Here is a 20,408-nt window from a genome sequence, read left to right on the forward strand (position 1 = left end):
TTATGGGTTTCACGAATGAGGTCTAATGAGATCTCGCCTGTAGTGATTGTTGACGGTTTTGATTTCAGCCGGGCTAACCAGACATTGGGATTCCTGGCTTTGCGCCCTTGGGCTCAGCGCCCCTGCTGTAACGGAGACGTGGGACACGACTTGCGGGGCGCGATCGCAAATCGATGTTCAACCCCTTGGCTCTGGGCTTAGCCCTGGTTCCGAAAGTCCCAGGCCATTTCAAGAACCTTGACCCAACGCTTGTGCACCTGCTTAGGAGTACATTGCAGAGCTTTGGCGATCGCTTGATCGCTGGCTTTGTCGTGCTTGAGGCGCAGGAGCTGTCGCTGTTCGTCCGAAAGCTGGGCTTGAAAGGACTGCCATTGCTGCTGGGGCATCCCTAAATTCTGATCGAGGTCGGCCCCCAGCCACTGGTGCACCAGTTGCCAACGGTGCGATCGCGCAAACTTTTCCACATGGTACTTAAACCGCTGCTGCAAATAGTCGCGCTGGCGAGGCGATAGACCCAAAATTTCGTCAATCTCGGGAGCCGACAAATCCTGAAGCTTGAGGGTGAGATAGTTCACACAGTCGGTTTGGTCTTGCGATTCCAGGTAGTGAATCAGCTCGTGAATGACGCGATCGCGCAGCACCGAATCAGTTGGGTCGATCGCATCCAGCACCATTTGTTCGCGCACTTGCTGAACCAGAGGCGAGCGGCTGTGCATTTCTGCATCATCGCCTTTGCCCGTTTCTACCGCCAGTTCAATATCCACCGCAGACTCCGCAGGTTGGCGCTTGGCAAATCCTTGAGCCCGCAGCACAATTAGCTGCTGGTTGCGGCGACCCGGCAAGTTAATGCGGCGCTTGGCATATTGCTCGGTAAAGGCCATGTATTCCGCCAGCTCTAACCGAGTCTTGGGAGAGTAATCTTCGGGAAGACCATTCTCTTTACGGAAGGTTTTGAGTACTTCAATATAAAAGCCTTGTAGAAAATCTTCGATGAGCCCATAGCGGCCTTGAAACCCAAGCTGAGCGCCGCTGCGAGCCACATGGCGATACACAATCGTGCTGAGATGGCTATGCAACTCCACACGGCCTCGACGGGAGCCTAGCTGATAGTAGGCCACCAACTTTTTCACGCGGTGCTGGCCCAGGGTTAACCGCCAACTGTTGAGCTGACCAGAATTTTGAATGCGATCGCTCTTTTGGCAAATGCGCTCAACCTCGACCACAATGCGGCGAATCACGGCTTCGCCCCGCACCGTTGGCGCAGTCGATAAAGCCGATGTTAGCTCCTGTAGCAACACCTGCATCAGCCCACTATCGGGCTCTGGCTCCTGCATGATCATCTCCTCACCACCCTCGGCTTGATCAACCATGGGATCATCCGATGGGCGATCGGCAGATTGAGAGGGTGTCAGTGCAGAGATGGGATCAGAAATATTGCGGTTGGACTGTTGAGATTCGGAACCAGAAAACTGAGCAGGTTTGACGTTCATGGCTAGATACACGGTGGATGCACGACGGTTGGTAGAGCAGCGCATGAAACTGAAGAACGGTTTCGACTGCCATAAACTGTCTACATTTCAATTCTCGAAGACTACGGGGAGGCCCGGATAACCCTAGGTCACTTTTAAAGCTGGCATTCACCAGCCCATACATTCAAAGTTTCCGTACTCTCCCCCAGACAGATTTTCGAAGCCTGGTGTTTCTGGGGTTCACGATTATTGGGCGGGGGAAATGAGCGGCCCCAAAAATGTGACAGTAGTGTGACAGTGGCCTCGATTGCCCAGGGCTACACCGTCTCGGCTTCTACAGCCAAACCGGCTACCGCATCCCAGCCCATTCCCTTGCGTACTAGGACTGGCTCCTCATCGGTCAAATCCAGCACCGTCGATAGATGAGATTCCAGTGGCTCATCGTCATCAATGACAATATCCACCAGCTTTTCTAGCCGATCGAATAGCTCTGCCTTGGAAATGCGATCGCCCGGTTCAACAATGCCCGATGCGGCAGATGTAGAAATAATGGGATTTCCCAATTCTGTCAGCAAGGCTTGGCAAATGGCATGATCGGGCACCCGAATACCTGTGGTACGGCGCTTGGGTTCCATCACCAACTTGGGCACCTGCTTGGTGGCGGGAAGCAAAAAGGTGTACGGGCCAGGGATCAGCCGCTTCAACAGGCGATAAGTCGAATCGCTGACATAGGCATAAGCCGCAATATTGGACAGCGACGAACACAAAAAGGTGAGCGGCTTATCGTTGGCAAGGCGCTTAATTTGGCGAACCCGATCGATCGCGCTTTTGGCGTTGAGGTCGCAGCCGATCGCATACACCGTATCGGTGGGATACAGCACAATTGCCCCTTGGCGCAGCGCTTTGGCCACTTGCTCCATGGTGCGCTGTTGGGGAGTGGTTGGGTGAACGTGGTAAACGGTAGCCATAGCCAGAAAAACAATACAACCAAAAACAACAATCAATCCGCCAAACCATCACTTGGCAAAAGCAATCTGCACAGCAACAGCCGTTGGCAACCAGATGTAGGACTTGCATGAGGAGAGAAGGCGATCGCCCAGCCCTCTGTTCTCGTCCGTAGCAAGATCACAGATGTATCCACAGTTACGGTTTAGTGTCGGGGGTTCGATGCAGCTTGACTATCCATTGGGCTGAAAACTTAATGTTGATCCCAGGAAATTCCAACGGGTGCCCCTGAAAAACCTGCCGAGGATCTAACCTTGCTGAAGCACAAGGTTGGTTTCAGCCCAATTCGCAAGCAAAATTTATGCGGTATCGTCCACAAGCACCGGAGTTCGCCGTAGTGTGAAAGAAAGGCGATCGCGCAGACCCCATCTCCGGTTTCATTCTCATAAATCCATAGTAGCTATGACGAAGATTGCATATCTTGAGTGCCCAACGGGAATTGCAGGCGACATGTGTTTAGGCGCATTAATTCATGCGGGTGTCCCCATCGAATTCTTAATCACCCACCTCAATCAACTGGGGATCGCTCAGGATTTTGCTCTACGGGTAGAAACCGTGCTGCGCAATGGGCAAGCTGCAACCAAACTCCACGTTGAGCTGCTGAAATCGACAGAGCAGGGGCATGGCGGCGATCGCGAAGCCGGGGTTGATCCCCACTTCACCTTTGCTCACAATGCCAGCTCGACAGCCAGTTCCCCAACCCATCACCCTGCTGGCCATAGCCATGAGCATCATCATGGACATGAGCATGGGCATTCCCACAATCCCAAGCATTCGCACCATCCGGATCACCCTCATGCGCATGACCATGGGCACCACCCCGACGCTGCCCATCTCCCCTCTGGTGCAGAAGCGGGGCCTTCCAGCCATAGCCATCCTCAAGGCCGCTGTCTCGCCGACATTGAAACCATGATTGGCAACGGTCATCTTCCGCCTCGTGCCCAAGCCTGGAGTTTAGCAATTTTTCGGCAGTTGGCCGAGGCCGAAGCCGCCGTCCACGGTATGACTGCAGATACCATCCATTTTCACGAAGTTGGCGCAACCGATGCCATTGTCGATATTGTGGGCACGTGCTTGGGTCTGGACTGGCTAGAAATTGATGAACTGTACTGCTCGGCGTTGCCCGTTGGTGGGGGAACCATTTGGGCAGCCCATGGCCGCTTGCCCGTGCCTACCCCGGCGGTGCTCAAGCTGTTTGAACTGGGGCAAGTCCCTGTCTACAGCAATGGGATCGAGCGCGAACTGGTGACTCCGACAGGAGCCGCGATCGCCACGACCCTAGCAACCGATTTTGGGGCACCGCCTCCCATGGTGCTGCACCGCGTGGGGTTGGGAGCTGGCGCACGCGATTTGCAAATTCCCAATATTCTGCGGCTATGGATTGGCGATCGCCGCGAAAGTTCAGCAGGCCATACCAAAACCGCTCATTCCACCCAGGCTCACCCACGTTCTGGCATACCAGGGCTGACTCCATCCACAACAGCCCCAGCGATCGCCAAAGCCAGTGCACCCGACGCCACCCCGCAAACGGTGGCTGTCCTCGAAACGCAAATTGATGATCTGTCCCCCCAGGCGATCGCCTACACAACACAACTCCTGCTCAGCCAGGGAGCCCTGGATGTGTTTACCCAACCTGTCACCATGAAAAAGTCACGCTTGGGCACACTCATCACCGTTATTTGTCTCCCCGAGCAAGCCAAAGCCTGCGAGCAAACCTTATTTCAAGAAACCACCACGCTGGGAATTCGTCGATCGATGCAACAACGCACCATCTTAGAGCGATCGATCGACATGGTAGAAACAGCATACGGAGCAGTACGCATCAAAGTTGCGCACGACCCATCTACGGGTAGCCTGCTCAACATTCATCCCGAATATGATGATTGCGCTCAGCTTGCCCAACAACATCAGGTTGCATGGCAAACAGTGCACCAAACTGCACTGCAAGCATGGCACCAGCAAAAAGCAGCTACCAGCCGGATTTAGAAAATCAAATATCTAGAAGAACAAATATCTAGGAAATCAAAAGTTTAGGAAATTAATGGCAGTCGAAGGCGATTTTTCACCTGCTTACACAAGCGCAACTCTGTGCCATCTGGATTCCAAAGCACCTGATCAAAAATTTGGTGCAGAATATATAGGCCACGGCCACAATCCTGCTGGTGTTCAAATAAAGAAGAATCACAATCGTTGGTGCATGGACAGGAAGGATCAAACCCTGGCCCCTGATCCGCTATAATCCACCAATGTTCCTCATCTAGAATGAAGAACTCCACCAAAACAGTTTTATTGGGATCTAGTTGATTGCCATGCTTGGCAGCATTCACTAATGCCTCTTGCAGCCCTAGCCGGATCTCTGCCCTCCAGCGATTGGGAACATCAGACATGAGCAAGTCTAAAACCGGACCGAGATGCAGCGTAGAGGCAAAACTTACAGTGCCCCACCTGCGCCCAGCGGTACGAGGTGTGATTGCTATCACGCAGTAAACCTCACAGCATTCAAATGGATTGGTCGGTCTACCCTGAATCCATTGGGATATTCTCATGGTATCACATCCATTTGGCTGCCCAGGAGATCTTCATTGGGGATCATCTGCATTTTGGCTGAGCTTTCATCACCCGAAAGCTGAGAGTTGGCAAGCGTTTGGCTGATTTCTCACGCTAGGCGATCGCAGAGGATCAGCCAATTTCTCACGCGTTGTCGATGGGTTAGCAGGTCTCAGGTTTCCGTACAGTTCGGTTCATGGTTGCGATCGCATTCAGGCTCTCTTAACGAAATAAACCCTGAAGTCCTGAATCCGATCCCCAAAGTGATGCGTTGTCATTCAAAACGCAGAATTGCGATTCGTTCTCGTTTTATCGGGCGATCGCACGAATGGATATGCAATAGCCTTAAAACTTAGTCAGAGACGCTTCAGGAAATACCTACCAGCAGAGTCTGTCCGATTTGAGCTTGGGTTGAACACGAATGGAAATGAATTAAGCAATCAGCCCAACCGAGCGAAGAATGAAGTTGAGAATGGAACTGACAATGCTAAGGGCGATCGCACCGATAATGGCACTACCAATGCCCCAGCGAAGGCGAAATCCTTGAACCAACCACGCTGTCAGCCCAAATACAATAATGCTGCCAATCAACGGAATCAAACCTAAACTCACAATTGCCGTTGAGGTTCTAAACCAATCGGGAAAGAGATAGTAAATGCCATTAAAGGCACCAATAATGCCACCCGCAACGAGGGCAATGATGGGGTTTTCAATTTCAACTCCGGTTGGCAGTTTAGAAACAATGAGTAAGCTAACAGCAAGAATCACGACTGAAATTAGAAATCCGGCCATGATGGGGCTCCTCAAAACCTAAATACCCTCTCATAAAACGCGAAAACCATTTTTCTGTAAAGTGCAGGTCAACAGAATTTACTTTAGGGATTTGGATATCTTTCTGGAGTGGTTTATAGCTGGATTAAAGACGGGTATTGAGCAATCATTTCGTCATAACTGAGGGTGTCACGCGCATCTTGAGAAGTCCAAATCAACTCGTAAACTAAAAGATCGTATGGTGCGATCGCCCCTAGTCGTTGCAGAACTTCTCGCAGCTCATCTGTCGAATGAACCTGGTTCACCATTGGGCGATCGTGCGTGGTGGCAATCAGCAACGTCACAATCATGTAGGCGCCAGAGTCGGATAAGCGGGAGCGAGCGGGAGTTTGGCGCTGCAAGCTACCACCTACATTCACCAACGTTTCAGTTCTAAATTTGCTGCGCTCTTCAATCGAAAGTTGCTCAAACCGGGCAGCAGCGGCTTCTCGACTGTTGAGGGTTTGCGATCGCACGCGGGCATGGCTCCAGTACTGGGGCGATCGCAGCAGGGTAAGCACCGTTTCACGCAAAGTTTCGGATAGTCCTAGCCGAGTACTCAAGTTGGAGCGCTCGGTCAAGATTGTGAGCGATCGCGATGTTGCCCATCGCACGTTGCTCATTCCCCATCCCTACGAAGACGGCATGGCCGAAGCGTGGATTGCCAAGCATACTGGGGATTTTGGCGATCGCCGTACGGCCACCTTTGCGATGGTGGAGCGCGATCGCAACCATCTGTGCGGTGCCATTGGGTTGGGCATCGATCGCGACCATAACATTGCCGAGCTGGGCTACTGGGTTGGCAAACCGTTTTGGGGCAATGGCTACTGTACCGAAGCGGCTAAAGAAGTCATCCGCCATGGCTTTACTAGCCTGAAGCTGCATCGCATCCACGCCGCACACTTTGTGCGCAATCCCGCATCGGGCGCGTCATGCAAAAGCTGGGAATGCAAGCCGAGGGCTGCCAGCGACAGCACACCCCAAAGTGGGGCCAGTATGAGGATGTCATGCTATACGGTCTGTTGAAAACGGAATGGGAAGCTCAGCAAGTTGACCAAACTCAAGCACACCTGCACCCGCTCGCTAACCTCCAACTCACGAACCTGCATCCAGCTCGCTAAACAGCGCAGATAGCATTGTATTGGATAGCAAAAAGCCTTCGGGACTGGTGAACCAGAGGCGATCGTCCTGCCAGTTGACTAAACCCTGCCGCCGATAGGGCTCCAGCACCGTGAGCACCCGTTGCACCACCGCCGGGCCAAACTGCTGCGTTAATGTGTCCAGGCTCAAGCCCTCAGCCAGCCGCAACCCCAGCATCAACGTATCCAGCAATTGATCCGTGAACGTCGCTGGTTCAACATCCACCACGGCTTGTTCATCCAGCCAGGTATAGTAGGCAGCGCGAGTGCGGGGTCGGCTAAACCGCTGTCCCTGCACATAGCTGGCAGCCGCCATCCCAAAACCGTAGTAAGCGCGGTTTTCCCAATACACGCGATTGTGGCGGCACTGGTATCCCAATTTTGCATAGTTCGAAATTTCGTAATGCTCGAACCCAGCGGCGGTGAGCCGATCGTGGGCAGCGCGATACATGCGGCTGGTGGCTTCATCGCTGGGCAGGGGTGCTTCGCCCGGAGTGTAGCGCTTACCAAACACCGTTCCTGGCTCAATGGTCAGGTCATACACCGAAAGATGGGTGGGATCAAGCGCGATCGCCCGTTCCAGCGAGTCCAGCCAGTGGGCCACCGTAAGCCCCGGCAACCCCGAAATGAGATCCAGGCTCACGTTCGTCACCCCAGCCTCGCGCAAGACCTGCACCGCCACGGGAATATCTGCCGGGGTATGGGTGCGGCCACAGGCCGCCAACAGATCCGCCTGAAAAGCCTGTGCCCCCAAACTCACCCGCGTCACGCCTGCCGCCACATAGCCCTGCGCCTGCGCCAAGTCAAAGGTTCCAGGATCCATTTCCATCGAAATTTCGGCATTGGGTGCAAGGCCAAATTGGTGCGCCAGTGCCGTTAACACCTGCTGCACTTGTGCCGCCGACAGTAAGGACGGCGTTCCCCCACCAAAAAAGATCGTTTGCAATGGCTGGCCCAAGGCAGGCGTCAGCGCAATTTCTCGATAGAGCTGGCTGACATAGTCTCGAATGGTGCCCGAATCGTCGCCCCGCGTGCGATCGCCCACCACCGAAATGGGAAAATCGCAGTAAAAGCAGCGCCGCCGACAAAAGGGAATATGAATGTAAGCAGCAGTTGGTGGGGCAAACGTCAGAATAGTCGAGGCTGGGGCCGATTCAGAGGCAGGTTGCGGAGTAGACATTGCAGCGGTAGCCAGGTCTGGTGAGTGGCGATTGGTCTCGTTGGTAGGGGCCACGCGTGCACTCCTGAAATGTGAACCGAAATGTTACGCAAACGACTTGCAAAACGAGTTAATAACTGATGACCTATAATGATGCTGAGCACCTGTGACCCTAGATCTGACGCGGCTTTGGCCGACCTGCTCTATCCCTTCACATACCGACTCGGTAGCGATCGCCCTTGGTGGTTTCTCGGAGCGTAAGGGTGCACTTGCCCAAACCCAGAGATGGACTGGATTATGCTTGACGCGATTATCGTCATCTCCTTCATCCTAGCAGGGGTCGGAATCGGCTTTTATAGTGTCGATTTTCTTCCCGACGAAACCCTTCGCCAAGTGTCAAACATTGAAGGGCTGAGCTTGGTTATTGCTGGGTTTGGGGGCATTATCGGTTTGGCGCTGGGCCTGGTTGCCCAAACAACCTACCAGCGATTGGAACGCCAGGTGCGCGAAATGCCAGTCGATCTGCTGCTGAGCCGTTCGGTGGGGCTGGTGCTGGGTCTGCTGGTGGCAAACCTGATTCTCCTCCCAATTTTTTTGCTGCCGATTCCGCCCGATTTTTCCTTTATTAAGCCCATGGCAGCCGTTTTGGGTAGTGTCATTTTTGCGGCCACCGGGGTGAACTTGGGAGGTGCCCATGGGCGATCGCTCCTGCGGTTGATCAATCCCAACAGTGTGGAAACCTTGCTGGTTGCCGAAGGCACGCTAAAGCCTGCCGCCAGCAAAGTGTTGGACACTAGCTGCATCATCGATGGACGCATCGAAGACATTTTGGCAACGGGCTTTTTGGAAGGGCAAATTTTGGTGCCGCAGTTTGTGCTGCAGGAGCTTCAGCTCATCGCCGATGCTTCAAACGATCAAAAGCGCACACGCGGGCGACGCGGATTAGATATTCTCAAGCGGCTAAAAGAAGCCTATCGCGACAAAATCGTGATTCATTCCGCTGACTACGACGATATTTCCACAGTGGATGCCAAGCTGGTACGTTTGGCACAAGACATTAACGGCACACTGCTGACCAACGACTACAACCTGAATAAAGTGGCCAGTTTGCAAAAGGTAGAAGTGCTGAACATCAATGATTTGGCACAGGCGATGCGTCCTAGCTATTTACCGGGAGATTTTTTGGATCTCAAAATTTTGAAGCAGGGGAAAGAACCCGATCAAGGAGTGGGATACCTGAACGACGGCACCATGGTAGTCGTAGAAGCGGGCGATCGCCTGATTGGTGAAGAGGTTTCGGTCATTGTGACTGGCTCGCTACAAACCTCCGCCGGACGCATGATCTTTGCCCGTCCACAAGACTCTAGCCAGGGCAGTGCCAGCGAAGGCTCTAAGGTTTCGCGTAGCTAGCCCCCATGAGCCGTACCCGTCGCAATCGAGAGAAGTCGTGCGATCGCTGCCATCAACTCGCTTCAGTTTTGTACCGCATTCAATGGGATGAGCTGAACCAGTGGCATTTTGTGTGCGATCGCTGCTACCCCACCGTTAGCATCAATAATCCTCACTACCTCTATGGCGGCACCTGGAAAGCCAAAAAATAGCCCGAAAAAATATAGGACTTACGCACTTCATCCGAAAAACCAGGGGGTTTGAATAATTTTTGAAGCGACTAGCGCTTCAAAAATTATTCAACTTCGCCCGTCCTGGAATAGCCCGAAAAACTGAGAAGAGCAGGTCCATGGGCCTGCTCTTCTCAGTCTGTGCTTTGAGCTGTGCTTGGAGCTATGCCAGTTCAGCCATCGGCGGCAAACTCACGCAGCTTCAGTCCTTAGGCGGAGACGAAGTCGAGGGAGGGAATGACCGCTGCACCTGCCTTGTCTTGGATGACCGCCACCACATCGGTTGTGCCCTTGTGGTAGATCACCGTATCCAAAGCGCTGCTGCCCACACCATAGTAAGACACGTCCTTCACCTCGTACTGGCTCAGGTTCAGCTTCACCTTGTCGCCTTCGGCATAGTTGAAGTCTTTGATAATCGCATACCCGGCTCCCTTGTAGAAGTTGCCATAGGCATCGCCCACCACAAACGTGTCGGCTCCGGCTCCACCCGTCATCTCGTCGTACTCGTAGGAGTTGTTGCCATAGCCGCCGCCATGCATCACATCGTTACCCGCTTCTCCAAAGATTTTGTCGGTGCCGCTGCCACCGTAGATGGTGTCGTTGCCGTAGTAGCCCAACAGGGTATCGTTGCCAGAACCACCTGAGATGTAGTCGTTGCCATACCAGCCATCGATGTAGTCGTTGCCCGCTTCACCATAGGCATAGTCATTGCCGGTGCCAGCGTAGATTTTGTCGTTGCCGTTCCAGCCGTAGAGGGTGTCGTTGCCGCCATATCCGTAGAGGGTGTCGTTGCTGTTGCCGTAGCTGATGGCGTCGAGCAGGTTGTTGAAGGCGTTACCAGAGAGAATAGCCATGGTTTGTTACTTCCAGAAATAGGGGGTTGTTTCGTGGGAGGGGTCACCGGAGTGGTTTGCTTGCCTGTGTCCCTCTAAAGAGCTATCGGGTGTAAGAGGAGGCGTTATGCAAAAATCTGGAAAATTCTTCGACAACCTGTTTGTGTGGATCAGGTGTGGATCAGCGAAGAAGGCTCTAATGCTGACTGATTCGGATTTTTGGGCCAAGCGGAGATGATGACTAGCCCTTGTAACCAACAGTTTGACCAGCAGTTTGACCAGCGGTTGGGGCGAACAAAGGCTGTGGATTCAAGCCAGGTTGCAGTTGGTCACTAAAAAGCAGCACGGACTTAGACATGGAATAGGGCGATCGCACTCCATCGATAGCGATCGCCCGACTAAACCATTAGTGCATCTAGCGGCTAGATTGCATCCAGATTTGCATAAAAAATGAGTGCCAAAACCCGGGGACTAAGGGTTTATAGCACTCATGAGTTAGCTCAGAATTGAAGGAAACCAAAGCCAATGGGGGCAAATTGGCCGTGGAATAGATAAAGAGGGTTTGGGAAACGGGTTCAACGCGCCCCCAAACCCGCGTTGCCTTTAGGCCAGAGAGAAGTTGCTGGAAGCTTGGCCCAGCACGCTGCCTACAGGCCCTTGCGATACATAGCCAACGCGCTCGTTTCCGTTTACTCCGGTGTAGTACACACGGATATAGCGGCGACCATTTTCGAGGTAGCTATCCGCAGGATTGGTGACGAACACGAAGCTATTGGCAGCAGGGCCATCATTTTGAGGAGAGCCAGGCACATGGTAGGCGGCCAAACCTTGGCTCAGTTCGGGGGTATTGCGCAAGCGATAGCGCTGACCCTTTTGCATTCCAGAAGAGGCGGCCTTGAGGTGGGTGGACTGTACCCAACCGACAACAGGCTCTTTGATTTGAGCCAAGCCATCGCCCACAACTCCGGTCAGTTTCACGACGCTTTCGGCATTCAGTTCGCGAACAGATTTGGCCAGGCTGGTGTGTGCAAAAACGTTAATTTTGCGGTTAGTGGCGCGAAGTTGGTCAATTAGCTCTTCTTTTTCGAAAATGGCGACCATATCTAAGGAATCTCCCGTCTTTTCTTCGTTTCTCGCAAGTTTGTGACTTGCGGTGGTTGTGAAGTTAACATCATCCGTCATGAGTAGAATTTCGGAGATTCCTCAATAAACTTTTGTAAATTCATTGAGTTTTGGCCTGCATGAGCGCTTAAAAGCCGTGATTTTACGGAGATTTCGGGCGATCGCGCTTTTCCCAAGCTTGGGTCGTTGGACTCACAAACCAGAACGAACAGGCCAAATCAACCCTTCTGTGGACCCACCATCCCACAGCACGATGGATCAATTTGCATTTGGATATGCAGGTTGATGAGCCCATACCCTCCCAAGAGGTACAAAAAAACAGGCGATAAGGACATCATGTGCCTCATCACCTGTTCTCAGCAGTAAGCAGCAGCTTGTTGGCAAGCGTTACTCGTAGGTTACGGAAGCAAGCGCTTCAGCCAAAAAGTCGATGGCATCGGCAAATTCTTCGTCATCAAAATCGCTTTCGTCAATCCCATCCAAAACCGCATCGCAAGCCACATCTAGGTAGACTTCGCCTGCCTCGTTGAACTCAATTCCCATATCTGCTAGCTCCTCAAAAGAAGCATCACACAGAACGATCAGGTTGTTCTCTAGGGCATCTACCTCTTCAACAGACATTTCTTGAGCGGAAACAGGAGCACTTAAGCCTGCACCCAATGCAAAGAACACACCTGTAGAGAGGGCAACTAATTGCTTCAAGGATTTCATAGAGTTAATTCTCCTTAAGTGAACTCATAGAGATTTTTTTAGGAAAAATCTGCGTCTCATTCACTGTAGGATGCTCAAACTCTAGAGTCTGTAGCGTTTTCACGGAAAGTAATTCAAATATTTTTTGATCGACTAAAAATATCCGTATATTCATTCTGGTGCTTTCATCTTTTGTCTTTGGAGAGCATTATTCAAAAGTACTGTTTCCTTCAAATTGGCGATCGCACGCTCCATCCAATTTCAAAATATTCACCACATAAAAAACACTGCGAGAAAAAGATCCCGCAGTTGCAAATGAGTTAATTCTTCTGTATTCGAGCCAAGAAACCTAAGTTAACTCACACGGCTTGCAGGCAAATACAACACATGTGGCTTGGTTTTAATTTCTTTCTGGTCACCCAGTTTTCGTTTCTGGCCCTCTAGCCAATTCACGAGCTGATAATTGTCTGGATAGTACTGCTGCATAAACTGAATGAAATCATTCAATGCGCAGGGTTTATGGTAACCACCCATATAGTGCTCATGGAATTGCTTATGCACTTCTTCGCTAATTGTAATCAAGTTATCCAAACAATCTGCAATATGGGGATATTCAGACTTTGAATACAAGTGATGAGCTACTAAATTGCAAGACTCAATGCTATTTGATCGCTTGCCAGTCACTAAGCATTTCTTGCCGTCACGTCTTTTAGCCTGCTTCAAGGCTTTCTCCATTTTGCTTTGACGGTTAAGAATTTGCTTAACAATGTCTTCTACTTGAGAACTTATGACATGACCAACATCCTTACATTCTTCTTTGCGGTTTTTGCGTGTTAGTCGCTTAGAGAATGATTGGGATAGCTTGAAGATACCAGTTAATGAATAATAAATCCCTTCGCCAGGCATGAACTCGTCATAATCCTGTCCTTTAATCAAAGGATTTTCGCTCTTTTGGGTATGCTCAGCCATTTTGGATAAGTAATCAGAACGAGTTCCAAAAATAGCAACTGTGTCTGCCCGAGAAATCCAAAACTGATCACGTCGTTTTATTAATGAAGAACAATTGTCCGTGATCTTTTTCCGAATAAAGCTTTGACGAATTTTTTTACGATACCCTGTAAACCAATCTTTTAGTTTCTCAAACAGATTAAGTTGCTGATTCGATTCTAAATATCTAGCAATTGTGTAGGCACCCGACTGAGTGTATTCACGCAGTCCCGCGCCATTTACAATCCGATAATCTTTACCTTCGTTTAATTCCCATTCATCATCGGGAATAGAATCAAAGAATTTCTGAACTTCGAGAAGCTTATCTGATGAAATTTGCAAGGTCTCGATCAGCTGCTTGCTAGTAATGTAAGTTTCAGCCATGGCTAGAATTTTTCGGTTAGGCTCTTATAGAACACAGTCAAACGATTAAAAATTTCTGCATCACCAGTCTCACGATCAGGATGATAAGTTTGGCTGAGATTGTAATAAGCCTTCTTCACATCTTCTGTGCTTGATGTTTTTGGATCCAATCCAAACACTTTCCAAGGCTTGTCGTATTTGAAGATATCGATGCCGTTTATACAGCCGTATCCAGTCTCGTACTCTTCAGTAGGGATGACAGCAACCACTTTTCGATAAATCGTTTCCCAGCCAGCTTTCTTACTGAGATCGAGCTTTCCAAGTCCACTCGTTGCTAATTGAAAAGCATTCGACTTCTTCAGCGCAGCTGTGTCTTTAACTTGAAAATAATCGTAGACAGCTTTCTTCAGTTCAGGAAGTGTTAGCGGTTTTGGTTCTGGAGAGAGGACAAACAGAGCAAACTGATTGAGAATAGATTCGTCGTAGCCGTGCTTAGCTGCAAGCTTTTTAATTTCAACCTCGATGCGAGGCGTAATCTGAGGTTCCGATTTAGCACGCTGCGGTTTCTTTTTGGCAGCCATAGTATTTGCCTAATGATGTGGGGCTGGGATTTTCTTCCACTAAAAATCAGCATTCCCACGTGGAATGGAAGTAGAAACACGGACAACCCAACATTTTCGATCTTCATGAAAATGAAATCGATTTTGGTGGGTTTGTTAACGGCTGCTTTGTAATTGTGCGTCTTGCTTCCAATGCGCCCGCGAATGAATTGCAGACTTATGGAGAAAAGCCTGTTGAAACAGACAGGAGCGATCGCCCCATACTTTTGATGTGGCTTTACAGCAGGGCGGCGGCTCGTTCGGCCAGCTTCGATCGCTCCCCTTTAAGAAGCGTAATGTGAGCCGCTAGCGGATCATGCTTAAACCGCTCCACTACGTAAGTTAGGCCATTACTTGCGGCATCGATGTACGGGTTATCAATTTGCTCCACATCACCCGTCAAAATAATTTTGGTGCCTTCTCCAGCGCGGGTGAGGATGGTTTTTACCTCGTGGGGTGTGAGGTTTTGAGCTTCATCCACAATTAAAAATTGCTTGGGAATGGTGCGACCCCGAATGTAGGTCAACGGCTCAATTTGCAGCAAACCTTGCTCCATCAATTCCTCATAGCCGCGCCACCAGCGAGTGTGTTTGCCAAAGCCCTCTTGCAAGCTAAAGATCAGGTCAAAGTTGTCATACAGAGGCTGCATCCAGGGCGACAGTTTCTCGTTCACATCACCCGGAAGGAAGCCCAAATCGCGACCCATGGGCACAATCGGGCGCGAAATGAGCAAGCGGCTGTAGGTGCCTTCCTCTAGTACTTTTTGCAATCCGGCAGCGATCGCCAGCAGGGTTTTTCCAGTTCCCGCCTTGCCCACCAGCGTCACCAGCGAAATCGAATCCCGCAGCAGCATTTCCAGCGCAAACTTTTGCTCGCGGTTGTGGGGCTGAATGTGCGACACGCCCGAGTGCGGCAGCTTCGCTAAAGGCACAATTTTGCGGGTTTCGCCATCCACAATGCCCAGTGCGGTGTGATCGGGATTGGTGGAGTTGATCAGGGTAATCGCCTGATTGGGATAGAAATCGCGATCGCTGGCAATGCCGCCCCCTTTGAACAGTTGGTCGAGCTGAGCCGGGTCAACCATCAGTTCCGTGGAACCAACGTATAGGCCCTCCACATCCACCTTGTCGGTTTCGTAATCCTGCGCGTTTAGCCCCAACGCATCGGCTTTAATGCGCAGGTTGGTGTCTTTGCTAACCAGGGCAACCGGGCATTGGCACTTGTGCTTTAGCTCCATGGCAACGGCCAAGATCGCGTTATCGCCGCGATCGCCTTCCAGTTCCGGCGGCAGGCTAAACAGCGTTTCGCGACTACACAGCGCCACTCGTAGCGACCCACCGTTGTTAATGGTGACGCCCTTGATTAAATGTTCTTCTTGCCGGAGAGAATCCAGCAGGCGCGAGACTTCGCGGGCGTTGCGTCCGGTCATATCGGGCTGGCGTTTGAAGCGATCCAGCTCCTCAATTACCGTAATCGGCAAGACAACGTCGTTCTCCTCAAAACGCAATATTGCTGATGGGTCGTGAAGCAATACGTTTGTATCGAGAACTACAACTTTTTTCATCAAAATCGGAAGATGCGTCGTTACATCCAGCAAGGTGACGATTCTGGAAGCACAGTCTGGGATCATGACACCCAAACTGCTTTCAGCCTGTGCCCAATGTACATCGCCTGACCTAGGTTGCGGGCTTGTGTAACAAAACCGCAACGTCTATTCAGCTCGATTGGCCCCTGAATGAGAAATTTGCAGCTGCAACAGGGCGATCGCCTCGTCGCACCAGTCGATCCAGCTTTGCGCATGACGCAGGCCGCGTCGCAGCGTGAGATAGCGCAACGCATCGGCATGGGGCAACTGATCAGGCTGGGCGAAATAGGTAGATTCGATGTGGCGGTAGGTTGCAAGGCGATCGCCATAAAACCGCCGATGTCGCTGCACTTCCTGAATCAGAACAGGGGTTGGGGCGATCGCACCTGCATACAGCTTGACTAATAGGTCTTCTTTTAGCGGCGCAGTTTCGGTTGGCTCTGCGATCCAGTCTCGCAATGCTTGCAGCCCAGTTGTCGTTGCTCGATACAGCTTTTTGTCGGGTCGTCCGGTTTGGGCAATCGTGTCCGACTCGACCCAGCCCTGCGCTTCCAGCTTGGCCAACTCGCGATACACCTGCTGATGCGTCGCCTTCCAAAAAAAGCCAACGGATGAGTCGAACTGCTTGGTGATGTCGTAGCCACTAGCGGGGCGATCGCTCAAAAGCGACAGAATTGCGTGGGCAAGTGCCATGAAACATCTCTAACAATAATATGCAACTTTTTTAATATACACAGGTTGACATATGTAATTTTGCGCATATAGACTGAGTGCATTCTTCAAATGCAACTTGTTGCATATTGAGCCTGGTTTATCAAGTCATCCCCCATCTCCAACCCAACTCCACGTTCTCCAACACCAGACATCCCTAAACCCCGTCCACGGCATTGCTGCACACCCTAGCCCGGTTCCCATCTGCCAGGAACCAGGCAACCATCTCACTCCAAAATCCAAAACCCAAACCCCAAAACCCAAAACCCAACCCAGGAGACCCACCATGACATCCCCCGCGATCGCAACCAGCCGCCCACACCGTTCCAATCAAGTCATTGCCAGCCGCTTCACCGCCAATACCGACGAACCCGTGGTAGTGTTCCTCATCGGAATCCGCATCAACAGCTTGTTGGCCATTTCGAAATGGCTACCCACCGCACAAGCCATGACACCCATGATGAAAACGCTGTATACGCATCCCGAAAAGGGCTTTTTGGGCGCAGAGCAGTTTCTCTACTGGCGAGGATTCATGTTGTTGCAATACTGGCGATCGCACGAAGACTTGCAGCGATTTGCCCACAGCCCCAGCGATCCCCACCGGGCAGCATGGCAGCGCTTCTACCAATCCGTTGGCACCGATGGCAGTGTGGGAATTTGGCACGAAACCTACAGCGTGCAACCCGGACAAATGGAAACCATCTATGCCAATATGCCGCCGTTTGGACTGGCCAAAGCAACCGAAGTGCGGCCTGCAACGGGAGCGCGATCGACCGCCACAGGCCGCATGCAAACCGCCCACACGCCCCACGCCTAGGGTGCAGTTTGCAGCGAGTTTTAAGCGCTGCCCTCGGTTACACCTGTACCGAAGAATCGGAGATTGCCACAGAGTGAGTCGGGCTGGGAAGGATACATTCCTGCCGCATAAGGCCATATTCCAGCCCTTCCACCACGGCACGGTAGGATGCCTCGATAATGTTGGCCGACACACCAACGGTCGTCCAGCGCTGATGGCCGTTGCTGGATTCAACCAATACTCGGGTTTTGGCTGAGGTGCCCGCCCCGCTATCCAAAATGCGTACTTTGTAATCGGTTAGGTGAAAGGTGGCGATCGCCGGATACACATTCACCAATGCCTTTCGCAGCGCCGCATCTAGTGCCGAAACAGGGCCATTGCCCTCCGCCGCTTCCAGGTAATCTTTGCCGTACACCGCCACTTTAATCGTCGCCAGAGCATTGCTGGAGCCATCCAGATTGATGGGCTGCATATCGCACCGCACCTGAAAGCCCTTAATTTCAAAGAATTGGGGTCGTTGCCGCAATGCCTCACGCATCAACAACTCAAAGCTGGCTTCTGCTGCTTCAAACTGGTAGCCCTCGCTTTCCAAGGCTTTGAGGTGCAGCAAAATCTCTCGACAGGCGGGATCATCCTTATGCAAATCAATCCCAAAGGTGCGGGCTTTGGCCAACACGTTACTCAGTCCCGCCTGATCGGAAATCACAATGCGACGACGGTTGCCGACTTGTTCGGGCTGAATGTGCTCATACGTGAGGGGATTGCGTTGCACCGCACTTACATGAATCCCGCCCTTGTGGGCAAAGGCCGACAGCCCCACAAAGGGAGCGTGGTCGTCGGGAGCCAGGTTCACAATTTCGCTGATCAAGCGGCTGGAGTCGGTGAGCATTTCCAATTGGCGATCGCCCACGCACTCATACCCCAGCTTCAGCTGCAAGTTCGGGATCACAGTACATAGGTTGGCATTGCCGCAACGCTCGCCATAGCCGTTGATGGTGCCCTGCACCATGCGTGCCCCTTCCATGACCGCGGCGATCGCATTCGCTACTGCCGTCCCCGAGTCGTTGTGGGTGTGAATGCCAATATGAGGCAGAACTTCCATGCCATCGGGATCAGCAACCGTAAGCCCAGCCGAGAGCACAAACGATCGTACCGCTCTCACAATCTCACTGACCTCATGGGGCAAGGTGCCACCGTTGGTATCGCACAACACCAGCCACTCGGCCCCACCTGCGATCGCCGCCCCCAGCGTTTGCAGCGCATAGTCGGGATTGGCCTTGTAACCATCAAACCAGTGCTCCGCGTCGTAAATCACCCGCCGCCCCTGACTGCGAAAGTAGGCCAAGGTATCGCAAATCATTGCCAGGTTTTCGTCGAGACTAGTCTTCAGCCCCTCTGTCACATGCAGATCCCAGGATTTGCCAAACACCGTTACCCACCGTGTTCCAGCAGAGAGAATGGGCTGAAGCATGGGGTCTTCGGCAGCGGTACGGCCCGGTCGGCGGGTCGAACAAAACGCCACTACCTCTGCCTGGGACAGCGGCTCCTCTTTAAGCTGCCAAAAGAACTGCACATCTTTTGGATTGGCCCCAGGCCAGCCGCCCTCAATAAATGGGATGCCCATGTCATCGAGCTGGCGGGCAGTGCGGAGCTTATCTTCCAGCGATAGCGACATGCCCTCACGCTGAGCACCGTCGCGCAACGTCGTGTCGTAGATCCAGATGCCGTTTGAGGCGGGAGAGGAGTGAGTCATAGTTTTTCTAACAAGTTTCAACACGGTGAGCGTTGGGAACGTGGGGAAACCAGAGCCACAGGTTCAACCAGAACCAAAACGCTTCAAATTTGAAGAAATGTAACCTTACACTGATAAAAGAATTCTGAAGGGAGCCGATTGCCCCCCATCGGGTACAGAGCTGCACGGCTTCTCTCCAATTCACCGGATTGCCAACGCGAGGAACCCCAAAACCATGCCAATCGTACAGGCTCAAGGCAGAGCGATCGCCTGTGAAACTGGAGCAAACCTGCGCCACGTTCTATTACAGCAGGGGATTGAACTTCACAACCAGCACTCCACGATTATTAACTGTCGGGGGCTGGGCACTTGTGGCACCTGCGCAGTCGAGATCGAAGGCGAAGTCTCTCCTCAAAACTGGCGAGAGCAAACGCGACTTGCCCTACCTCCCCATTCTGCCGCGCAATCTCGTCGGTTGGCATGCCAAACCCAAGTCCTGGGCAATGTGCGCGTGACCAAGTACAACGGGTTTTGGGGTCAGGGATCACAGCCTGTGTGGACGGCAGAGAAATCGGGAGATTCCTGAGCGAAACAGATGTATCTGCGCGATGATGAAGAGGTGAGACCACGAAATCGAGTGTGAAGGGCAGCATGAGCCTGCTGGCATTCTTCATCAACCGGGGTTGCACCGTACATCGACACACTGATGGAAATCACGAAGGTGAGGGAGACTCCACCATGGGAGGACTAACAGAAGTACTTGGATTCTTGATTGTGTTTGGCCTGCTGGCGGCACTGGTTGGCACCTTGGCAACGGGGGTTGTTCGCATTATTGGCTTTGGAGTGCTAGTGGCACTAGCCCTGATTATTGGTACTCCTACCTTTCGGGCCCAGGTTGCGAACGTGCCGGTACTCAACCGCATTTTTCCATCTCGCAGCAATAATGAAGCCATTCAGTCGGCTCCATCCACCACCTTTCCGACCGATCCCCGCTATAACGGCACCACGGGCGGCACGGGGGTTCCGCCAACTGGCACGACAAGTGGCGGCGTTCCGCCAACCGGGACCACCAGCGGCGGCATTCCGCCAACCGGCACGTATCAGCCTTCCCAAAATCGACCGCCGACCACAGGGACGGGAACGGGGCAAGGAGTGCCAGCCCGCTGGTAAATCATGAAGTCCAGAGGGTTTGAGCTGTGCTGCAATGAATGGTTCTAACCTCGTGGTTTTGTCTGTGCCAAC

Annotated in this window: 21 protein-coding genes; 7 read left to right on the forward strand and 14 right to left on the reverse strand. The window is 52.2% G+C overall.

From position 1 onward, the window contains the following. Nucleotides 1-197 precede the first annotated feature (197 nt). Nucleotides 198-1,535 (reverse strand): HetZ-related protein, encoded by a 1,338-nt coding sequence (locus ACQ4M4_RS00160; protein WP_430682411.1) that lies wholly within the window; start codon nucleotides 1,533-1,535, stop codon nucleotides 198-200. Nucleotides 1,536-1,786: 251 nt separating this feature from the next. Beyond that, nucleotides 1,787-2,437: an L-threonylcarbamoyladenylate synthase gene (locus ACQ4M4_RS00165; RefSeq protein ID WP_430682412.1), complete on the reverse strand. Its 651-nt coding sequence runs from the start codon at nucleotides 2,435-2,437 to the stop codon at nucleotides 1,787-1,789. Nucleotides 2,438-2,876: 439 nt separating this feature from the next. Here ACQ4M4_RS00165 and larC point away from each other — a divergent pair, with 439 nt between their 5' ends. Beyond that, nucleotides 2,877-4,460, forward strand: coding sequence for a nickel pincer cofactor biosynthesis protein LarC (gene larC / locus ACQ4M4_RS00170; RefSeq protein WP_430682414.1), 1,584 nt, complete (start codon nucleotides 2,877-2,879; stop codon nucleotides 4,458-4,460). A gap of 44 nt (nucleotides 4,461-4,504) precedes the next feature. Here larC and ACQ4M4_RS00175 read toward each other — a convergent pair whose 3' ends face one another. The 3 genes from ACQ4M4_RS00175 to ACQ4M4_RS00185 all read right to left on the reverse strand — a co-directional run bounded on the left by ACQ4M4_RS00175 (nucleotide 4,505) and on the right by ACQ4M4_RS00185 (nucleotide 6,454). Beyond that, entirely contained in the window at nucleotides 4,505-4,861 is a 357-nt protein-coding gene (locus tag ACQ4M4_RS00175; RefSeq protein ID WP_430682416.1) for an ATP-binding protein, read from the reverse strand. Nucleotides 4,862-5,453: 592 nt separating this feature from the next. Next, nucleotides 5,454-5,813 carry a phage holin family protein gene (locus ACQ4M4_RS00180; protein ID WP_430682417.1) on the reverse strand — a complete coding sequence of 120 codons (360 nt, stop codon included), beginning with the start codon at nucleotides 5,811-5,813 and terminating at the stop codon, nucleotides 5,454-5,456. A 113-nt stretch (nucleotides 5,814-5,926) separates the two neighbouring features. After that, nucleotides 5,927-6,454 (reverse strand): DUF1517 domain-containing protein, encoded by a 528-nt coding sequence (locus tag ACQ4M4_RS00185; RefSeq protein ID WP_430682418.1) that lies wholly within the window; start codon nucleotides 6,452-6,454, stop codon nucleotides 5,927-5,929. Between ACQ4M4_RS00185 and ACQ4M4_RS00190 the strand changes: the two genes are divergently transcribed. Further along, nucleotides 6,417-6,857 (forward strand): GNAT family N-acetyltransferase, encoded by a 441-nt coding sequence (locus ACQ4M4_RS00190; RefSeq protein ID WP_430682419.1) that lies wholly within the window; start codon nucleotides 6,417-6,419, stop codon nucleotides 6,855-6,857. The two genes, ACQ4M4_RS00185 and ACQ4M4_RS00190, sit on opposite strands and share 38 nt — an antisense overlap. Before the next feature lie 69 nt (nucleotides 6,858-6,926). Here ACQ4M4_RS00190 and hemW read toward each other — a convergent pair whose 3' ends face one another. After that, nucleotides 6,927-8,204 carry a radical SAM family heme chaperone HemW gene (gene hemW, locus ACQ4M4_RS00195; RefSeq protein WP_430682420.1) on the reverse strand — a complete coding sequence of 426 codons (1,278 nt, stop codon included), beginning with the start codon at nucleotides 8,202-8,204 and terminating at the stop codon, nucleotides 6,927-6,929. A 222-nt stretch (nucleotides 8,205-8,426) separates the two neighbouring features. Between hemW and ACQ4M4_RS00200 the strand changes: the two genes are divergently transcribed. Further along, the gene (locus ACQ4M4_RS00200) at nucleotides 8,427-9,539 is read left to right on the forward strand and encodes a PIN/TRAM domain-containing protein (RefSeq protein ID WP_430682421.1); all 1,113 of its coding nucleotides are present in this window, start codon (nucleotides 8,427-8,429) and stop codon (nucleotides 9,537-9,539) included. Nucleotides 9,540-9,544: 5 nt separating this feature from the next. After that, nucleotides 9,545-9,730 carry a hypothetical protein gene (locus tag ACQ4M4_RS00205; RefSeq protein WP_430682422.1) on the forward strand — a complete coding sequence of 62 codons (186 nt, stop codon included), beginning with the start codon at nucleotides 9,545-9,547 and terminating at the stop codon, nucleotides 9,728-9,730. Nucleotides 9,731-9,957: 227 nt separating this feature from the next. Here the strand turns inward: ACQ4M4_RS00205 and ACQ4M4_RS00210 are convergent, their stop codons facing one another. The 7 genes from ACQ4M4_RS00210 to ACQ4M4_RS00240 form a co-directional block, all read right to left on the reverse strand. After that, nucleotides 9,958-10,602, reverse strand: coding sequence for a calcium-binding protein (locus ACQ4M4_RS00210; protein ID WP_430682423.1), 645 nt, complete (start codon nucleotides 10,600-10,602; stop codon nucleotides 9,958-9,960). A 582-nt stretch (nucleotides 10,603-11,184) separates the two neighbouring features. Continuing rightward, nucleotides 11,185-11,763, reverse strand: coding sequence for a hypothetical protein (locus ACQ4M4_RS00215; RefSeq protein ID WP_430682424.1), 579 nt, complete (start codon nucleotides 11,761-11,763; stop codon nucleotides 11,185-11,187). Between the two features lie 327 nt (nucleotides 11,764-12,090). Next, a complete protein-coding gene (locus ACQ4M4_RS00220; RefSeq protein ID WP_430682425.1) occupies nucleotides 12,091-12,414 on the reverse strand; it encodes a hypothetical protein in 324 nt (107 codons plus the stop codon). A 333-nt stretch (nucleotides 12,415-12,747) separates the two neighbouring features. Beyond that, nucleotides 12,748-13,764, reverse strand: coding sequence for a hypothetical protein (locus ACQ4M4_RS00225; RefSeq protein WP_430682426.1), 1,017 nt, complete (start codon nucleotides 13,762-13,764; stop codon nucleotides 12,748-12,750). Between the two features lie 2 nt (nucleotides 13,765-13,766). After that, nucleotides 13,767-14,324 carry a J domain-containing protein gene (locus tag ACQ4M4_RS00230; RefSeq protein ID WP_430682427.1) on the reverse strand — a complete coding sequence of 186 codons (558 nt, stop codon included), beginning with the start codon at nucleotides 14,322-14,324 and terminating at the stop codon, nucleotides 13,767-13,769. Nucleotides 14,325-14,580: 256 nt separating this feature from the next. Next, a complete protein-coding gene (locus ACQ4M4_RS00235; RefSeq protein ID WP_430682428.1) occupies nucleotides 14,581-15,906 on the reverse strand; it encodes a PhoH family protein in 1,326 nt (441 codons plus the stop codon). 147 nt (nucleotides 15,907-16,053) lie between these two features. Beyond that, nucleotides 16,054-16,620, reverse strand: a complete 567-nt coding sequence (locus ACQ4M4_RS00240; RefSeq protein WP_430682429.1) for a PadR family transcriptional regulator — start codon at nucleotides 16,618-16,620, stop codon at nucleotides 16,054-16,056. A gap of 304 nt (nucleotides 16,621-16,924) precedes the next feature. Between ACQ4M4_RS00240 and ACQ4M4_RS00245 the strand changes: the two genes are divergently transcribed. Beyond that, nucleotides 16,925-17,455 carry a DUF4188 domain-containing protein gene (locus ACQ4M4_RS00245; RefSeq protein ID WP_430682430.1) on the forward strand — a complete coding sequence of 177 codons (531 nt, stop codon included), beginning with the start codon at nucleotides 16,925-16,927 and terminating at the stop codon, nucleotides 17,453-17,455. Between the two features lie 37 nt (nucleotides 17,456-17,492). On the opposite strand, the gene cimA is transcribed toward ACQ4M4_RS00245, so the two are convergent. Next, nucleotides 17,493-19,187, reverse strand: a complete 1,695-nt coding sequence (cimA, locus tag ACQ4M4_RS00250) for a citramalate synthase (protein WP_430682431.1) — start codon at nucleotides 19,185-19,187, stop codon at nucleotides 17,493-17,495. A 214-nt stretch (nucleotides 19,188-19,401) separates the two neighbouring features. Here cimA and ACQ4M4_RS00255 point away from each other — a divergent pair, with 214 nt between their 5' ends. Both ACQ4M4_RS00255 and ACQ4M4_RS00260 read left to right on the forward strand, forming a co-directional pair. Next, the gene (locus ACQ4M4_RS00255; protein ID WP_430682432.1) at nucleotides 19,402-19,752 is read left to right on the forward strand and encodes a 2Fe-2S iron-sulfur cluster-binding protein; all 351 of its coding nucleotides are present in this window, start codon (nucleotides 19,402-19,404) and stop codon (nucleotides 19,750-19,752) included. A 65-nt stretch (nucleotides 19,753-19,817) separates the two neighbouring features. Continuing rightward, nucleotides 19,818-20,336, forward strand: a complete 519-nt coding sequence (locus ACQ4M4_RS00260; RefSeq protein WP_430682433.1) for a hypothetical protein — start codon at nucleotides 19,818-19,820, stop codon at nucleotides 20,334-20,336. The last annotated feature ends 72 nt before the right edge of the window (nucleotides 20,337-20,408 follow it).

The organism is Leptolyngbya sp. AN02str, assembly GCF_050565595.1.
Classification (GTDB): Bacteria; Cyanobacteriota; Cyanobacteriia; order Elainellales; family Elainellaceae; genus Kaiparowitsia.

Coding starts and splice junctions, on each gene's coding strand:
- ACQ4M4_RS00160 (WP_430682411.1), bottom strand. CDS start 1,535: ATGCGCTGCTCTACCAACCGTCGTGCATCCACCGTGTATCTAGCCATG.
- ACQ4M4_RS00165 (WP_430682412.1), bottom strand. CDS start 2,437: ATGGCTACCGTTTACCACGTTCACCCAACCACTCCCCAACAGCGCACC.
- larC (WP_430682414.1), top strand. CDS start 2,877: ATGACGAAGATTGCATATCTTGAGTGCCCAACGGGAATTGCAGGCGAC.
- ACQ4M4_RS00175 (WP_430682416.1), bottom strand. CDS start 4,861: ATGTCTGATGTTCCCAATCGCTGGAGGGCAGAGATCCGGCTAGGGCTG.
- ACQ4M4_RS00180 (WP_430682417.1), bottom strand. CDS start 5,813: ATGGCCGGATTTCTAATTTCAGTCGTGATTCTTGCTGTTAGCTTACTC.
- ACQ4M4_RS00185 (WP_430682418.1), bottom strand. CDS start 6,454: ATGAGCAACGTGCGATGGGCAACATCGCGATCGCTCACAATCTTGACC.
- ACQ4M4_RS00200 (WP_430682421.1), top strand. CDS start 8,427: ATGCTTGACGCGATTATCGTCATCTCCTTCATCCTAGCAGGGGTCGGA.
- ACQ4M4_RS00205 (WP_430682422.1), top strand. CDS start 9,545: ATGAGCCGTACCCGTCGCAATCGAGAGAAGTCGTGCGATCGCTGCCAT.
- ACQ4M4_RS00210 (WP_430682423.1), bottom strand. CDS start 10,602: ATGGCTATTCTCTCTGGTAACGCCTTCAACAACCTGCTCGACGCCATC.
- ACQ4M4_RS00215 (WP_430682424.1), bottom strand. CDS start 11,763: ATGACGGATGATGTTAACTTCACAACCACCGCAAGTCACAAACTTGCG.
- ACQ4M4_RS00220 (WP_430682425.1), bottom strand. CDS start 12,414: ATGAAATCCTTGAAGCAATTAGTTGCCCTCTCTACAGGTGTGTTCTTT.
- ACQ4M4_RS00225 (WP_430682426.1), bottom strand. CDS start 13,764: ATGGCTGAAACTTACATTACTAGCAAGCAGCTGATCGAGACCTTGCAA.
- ACQ4M4_RS00230 (WP_430682427.1), bottom strand. CDS start 14,324: ATGGCTGCCAAAAAGAAACCGCAGCGTGCTAAATCGGAACCTCAGATT.
- ACQ4M4_RS00235 (WP_430682428.1), bottom strand. CDS start 15,906: ATGAAAAAAGTTGTAGTTCTCGATACAAACGTATTGCTTCACGACCCA.
- ACQ4M4_RS00240 (WP_430682429.1), bottom strand. CDS start 16,620: ATGGCACTTGCCCACGCAATTCTGTCGCTTTTGAGCGATCGCCCCGCT.
- ACQ4M4_RS00245 (WP_430682430.1), top strand. CDS start 16,925: ATGACATCCCCCGCGATCGCAACCAGCCGCCCACACCGTTCCAATCAA.
- cimA (WP_430682431.1), bottom strand. CDS start 19,187: ATGACTCACTCCTCTCCCGCCTCAAACGGCATCTGGATCTACGACACG.
- ACQ4M4_RS00255 (WP_430682432.1), top strand. CDS start 19,402: ATGCCAATCGTACAGGCTCAAGGCAGAGCGATCGCCTGTGAAACTGGA.
- ACQ4M4_RS00260 (WP_430682433.1), top strand. CDS start 19,818: ATGAGCCTGCTGGCATTCTTCATCAACCGGGGTTGCACCGTACATCGA.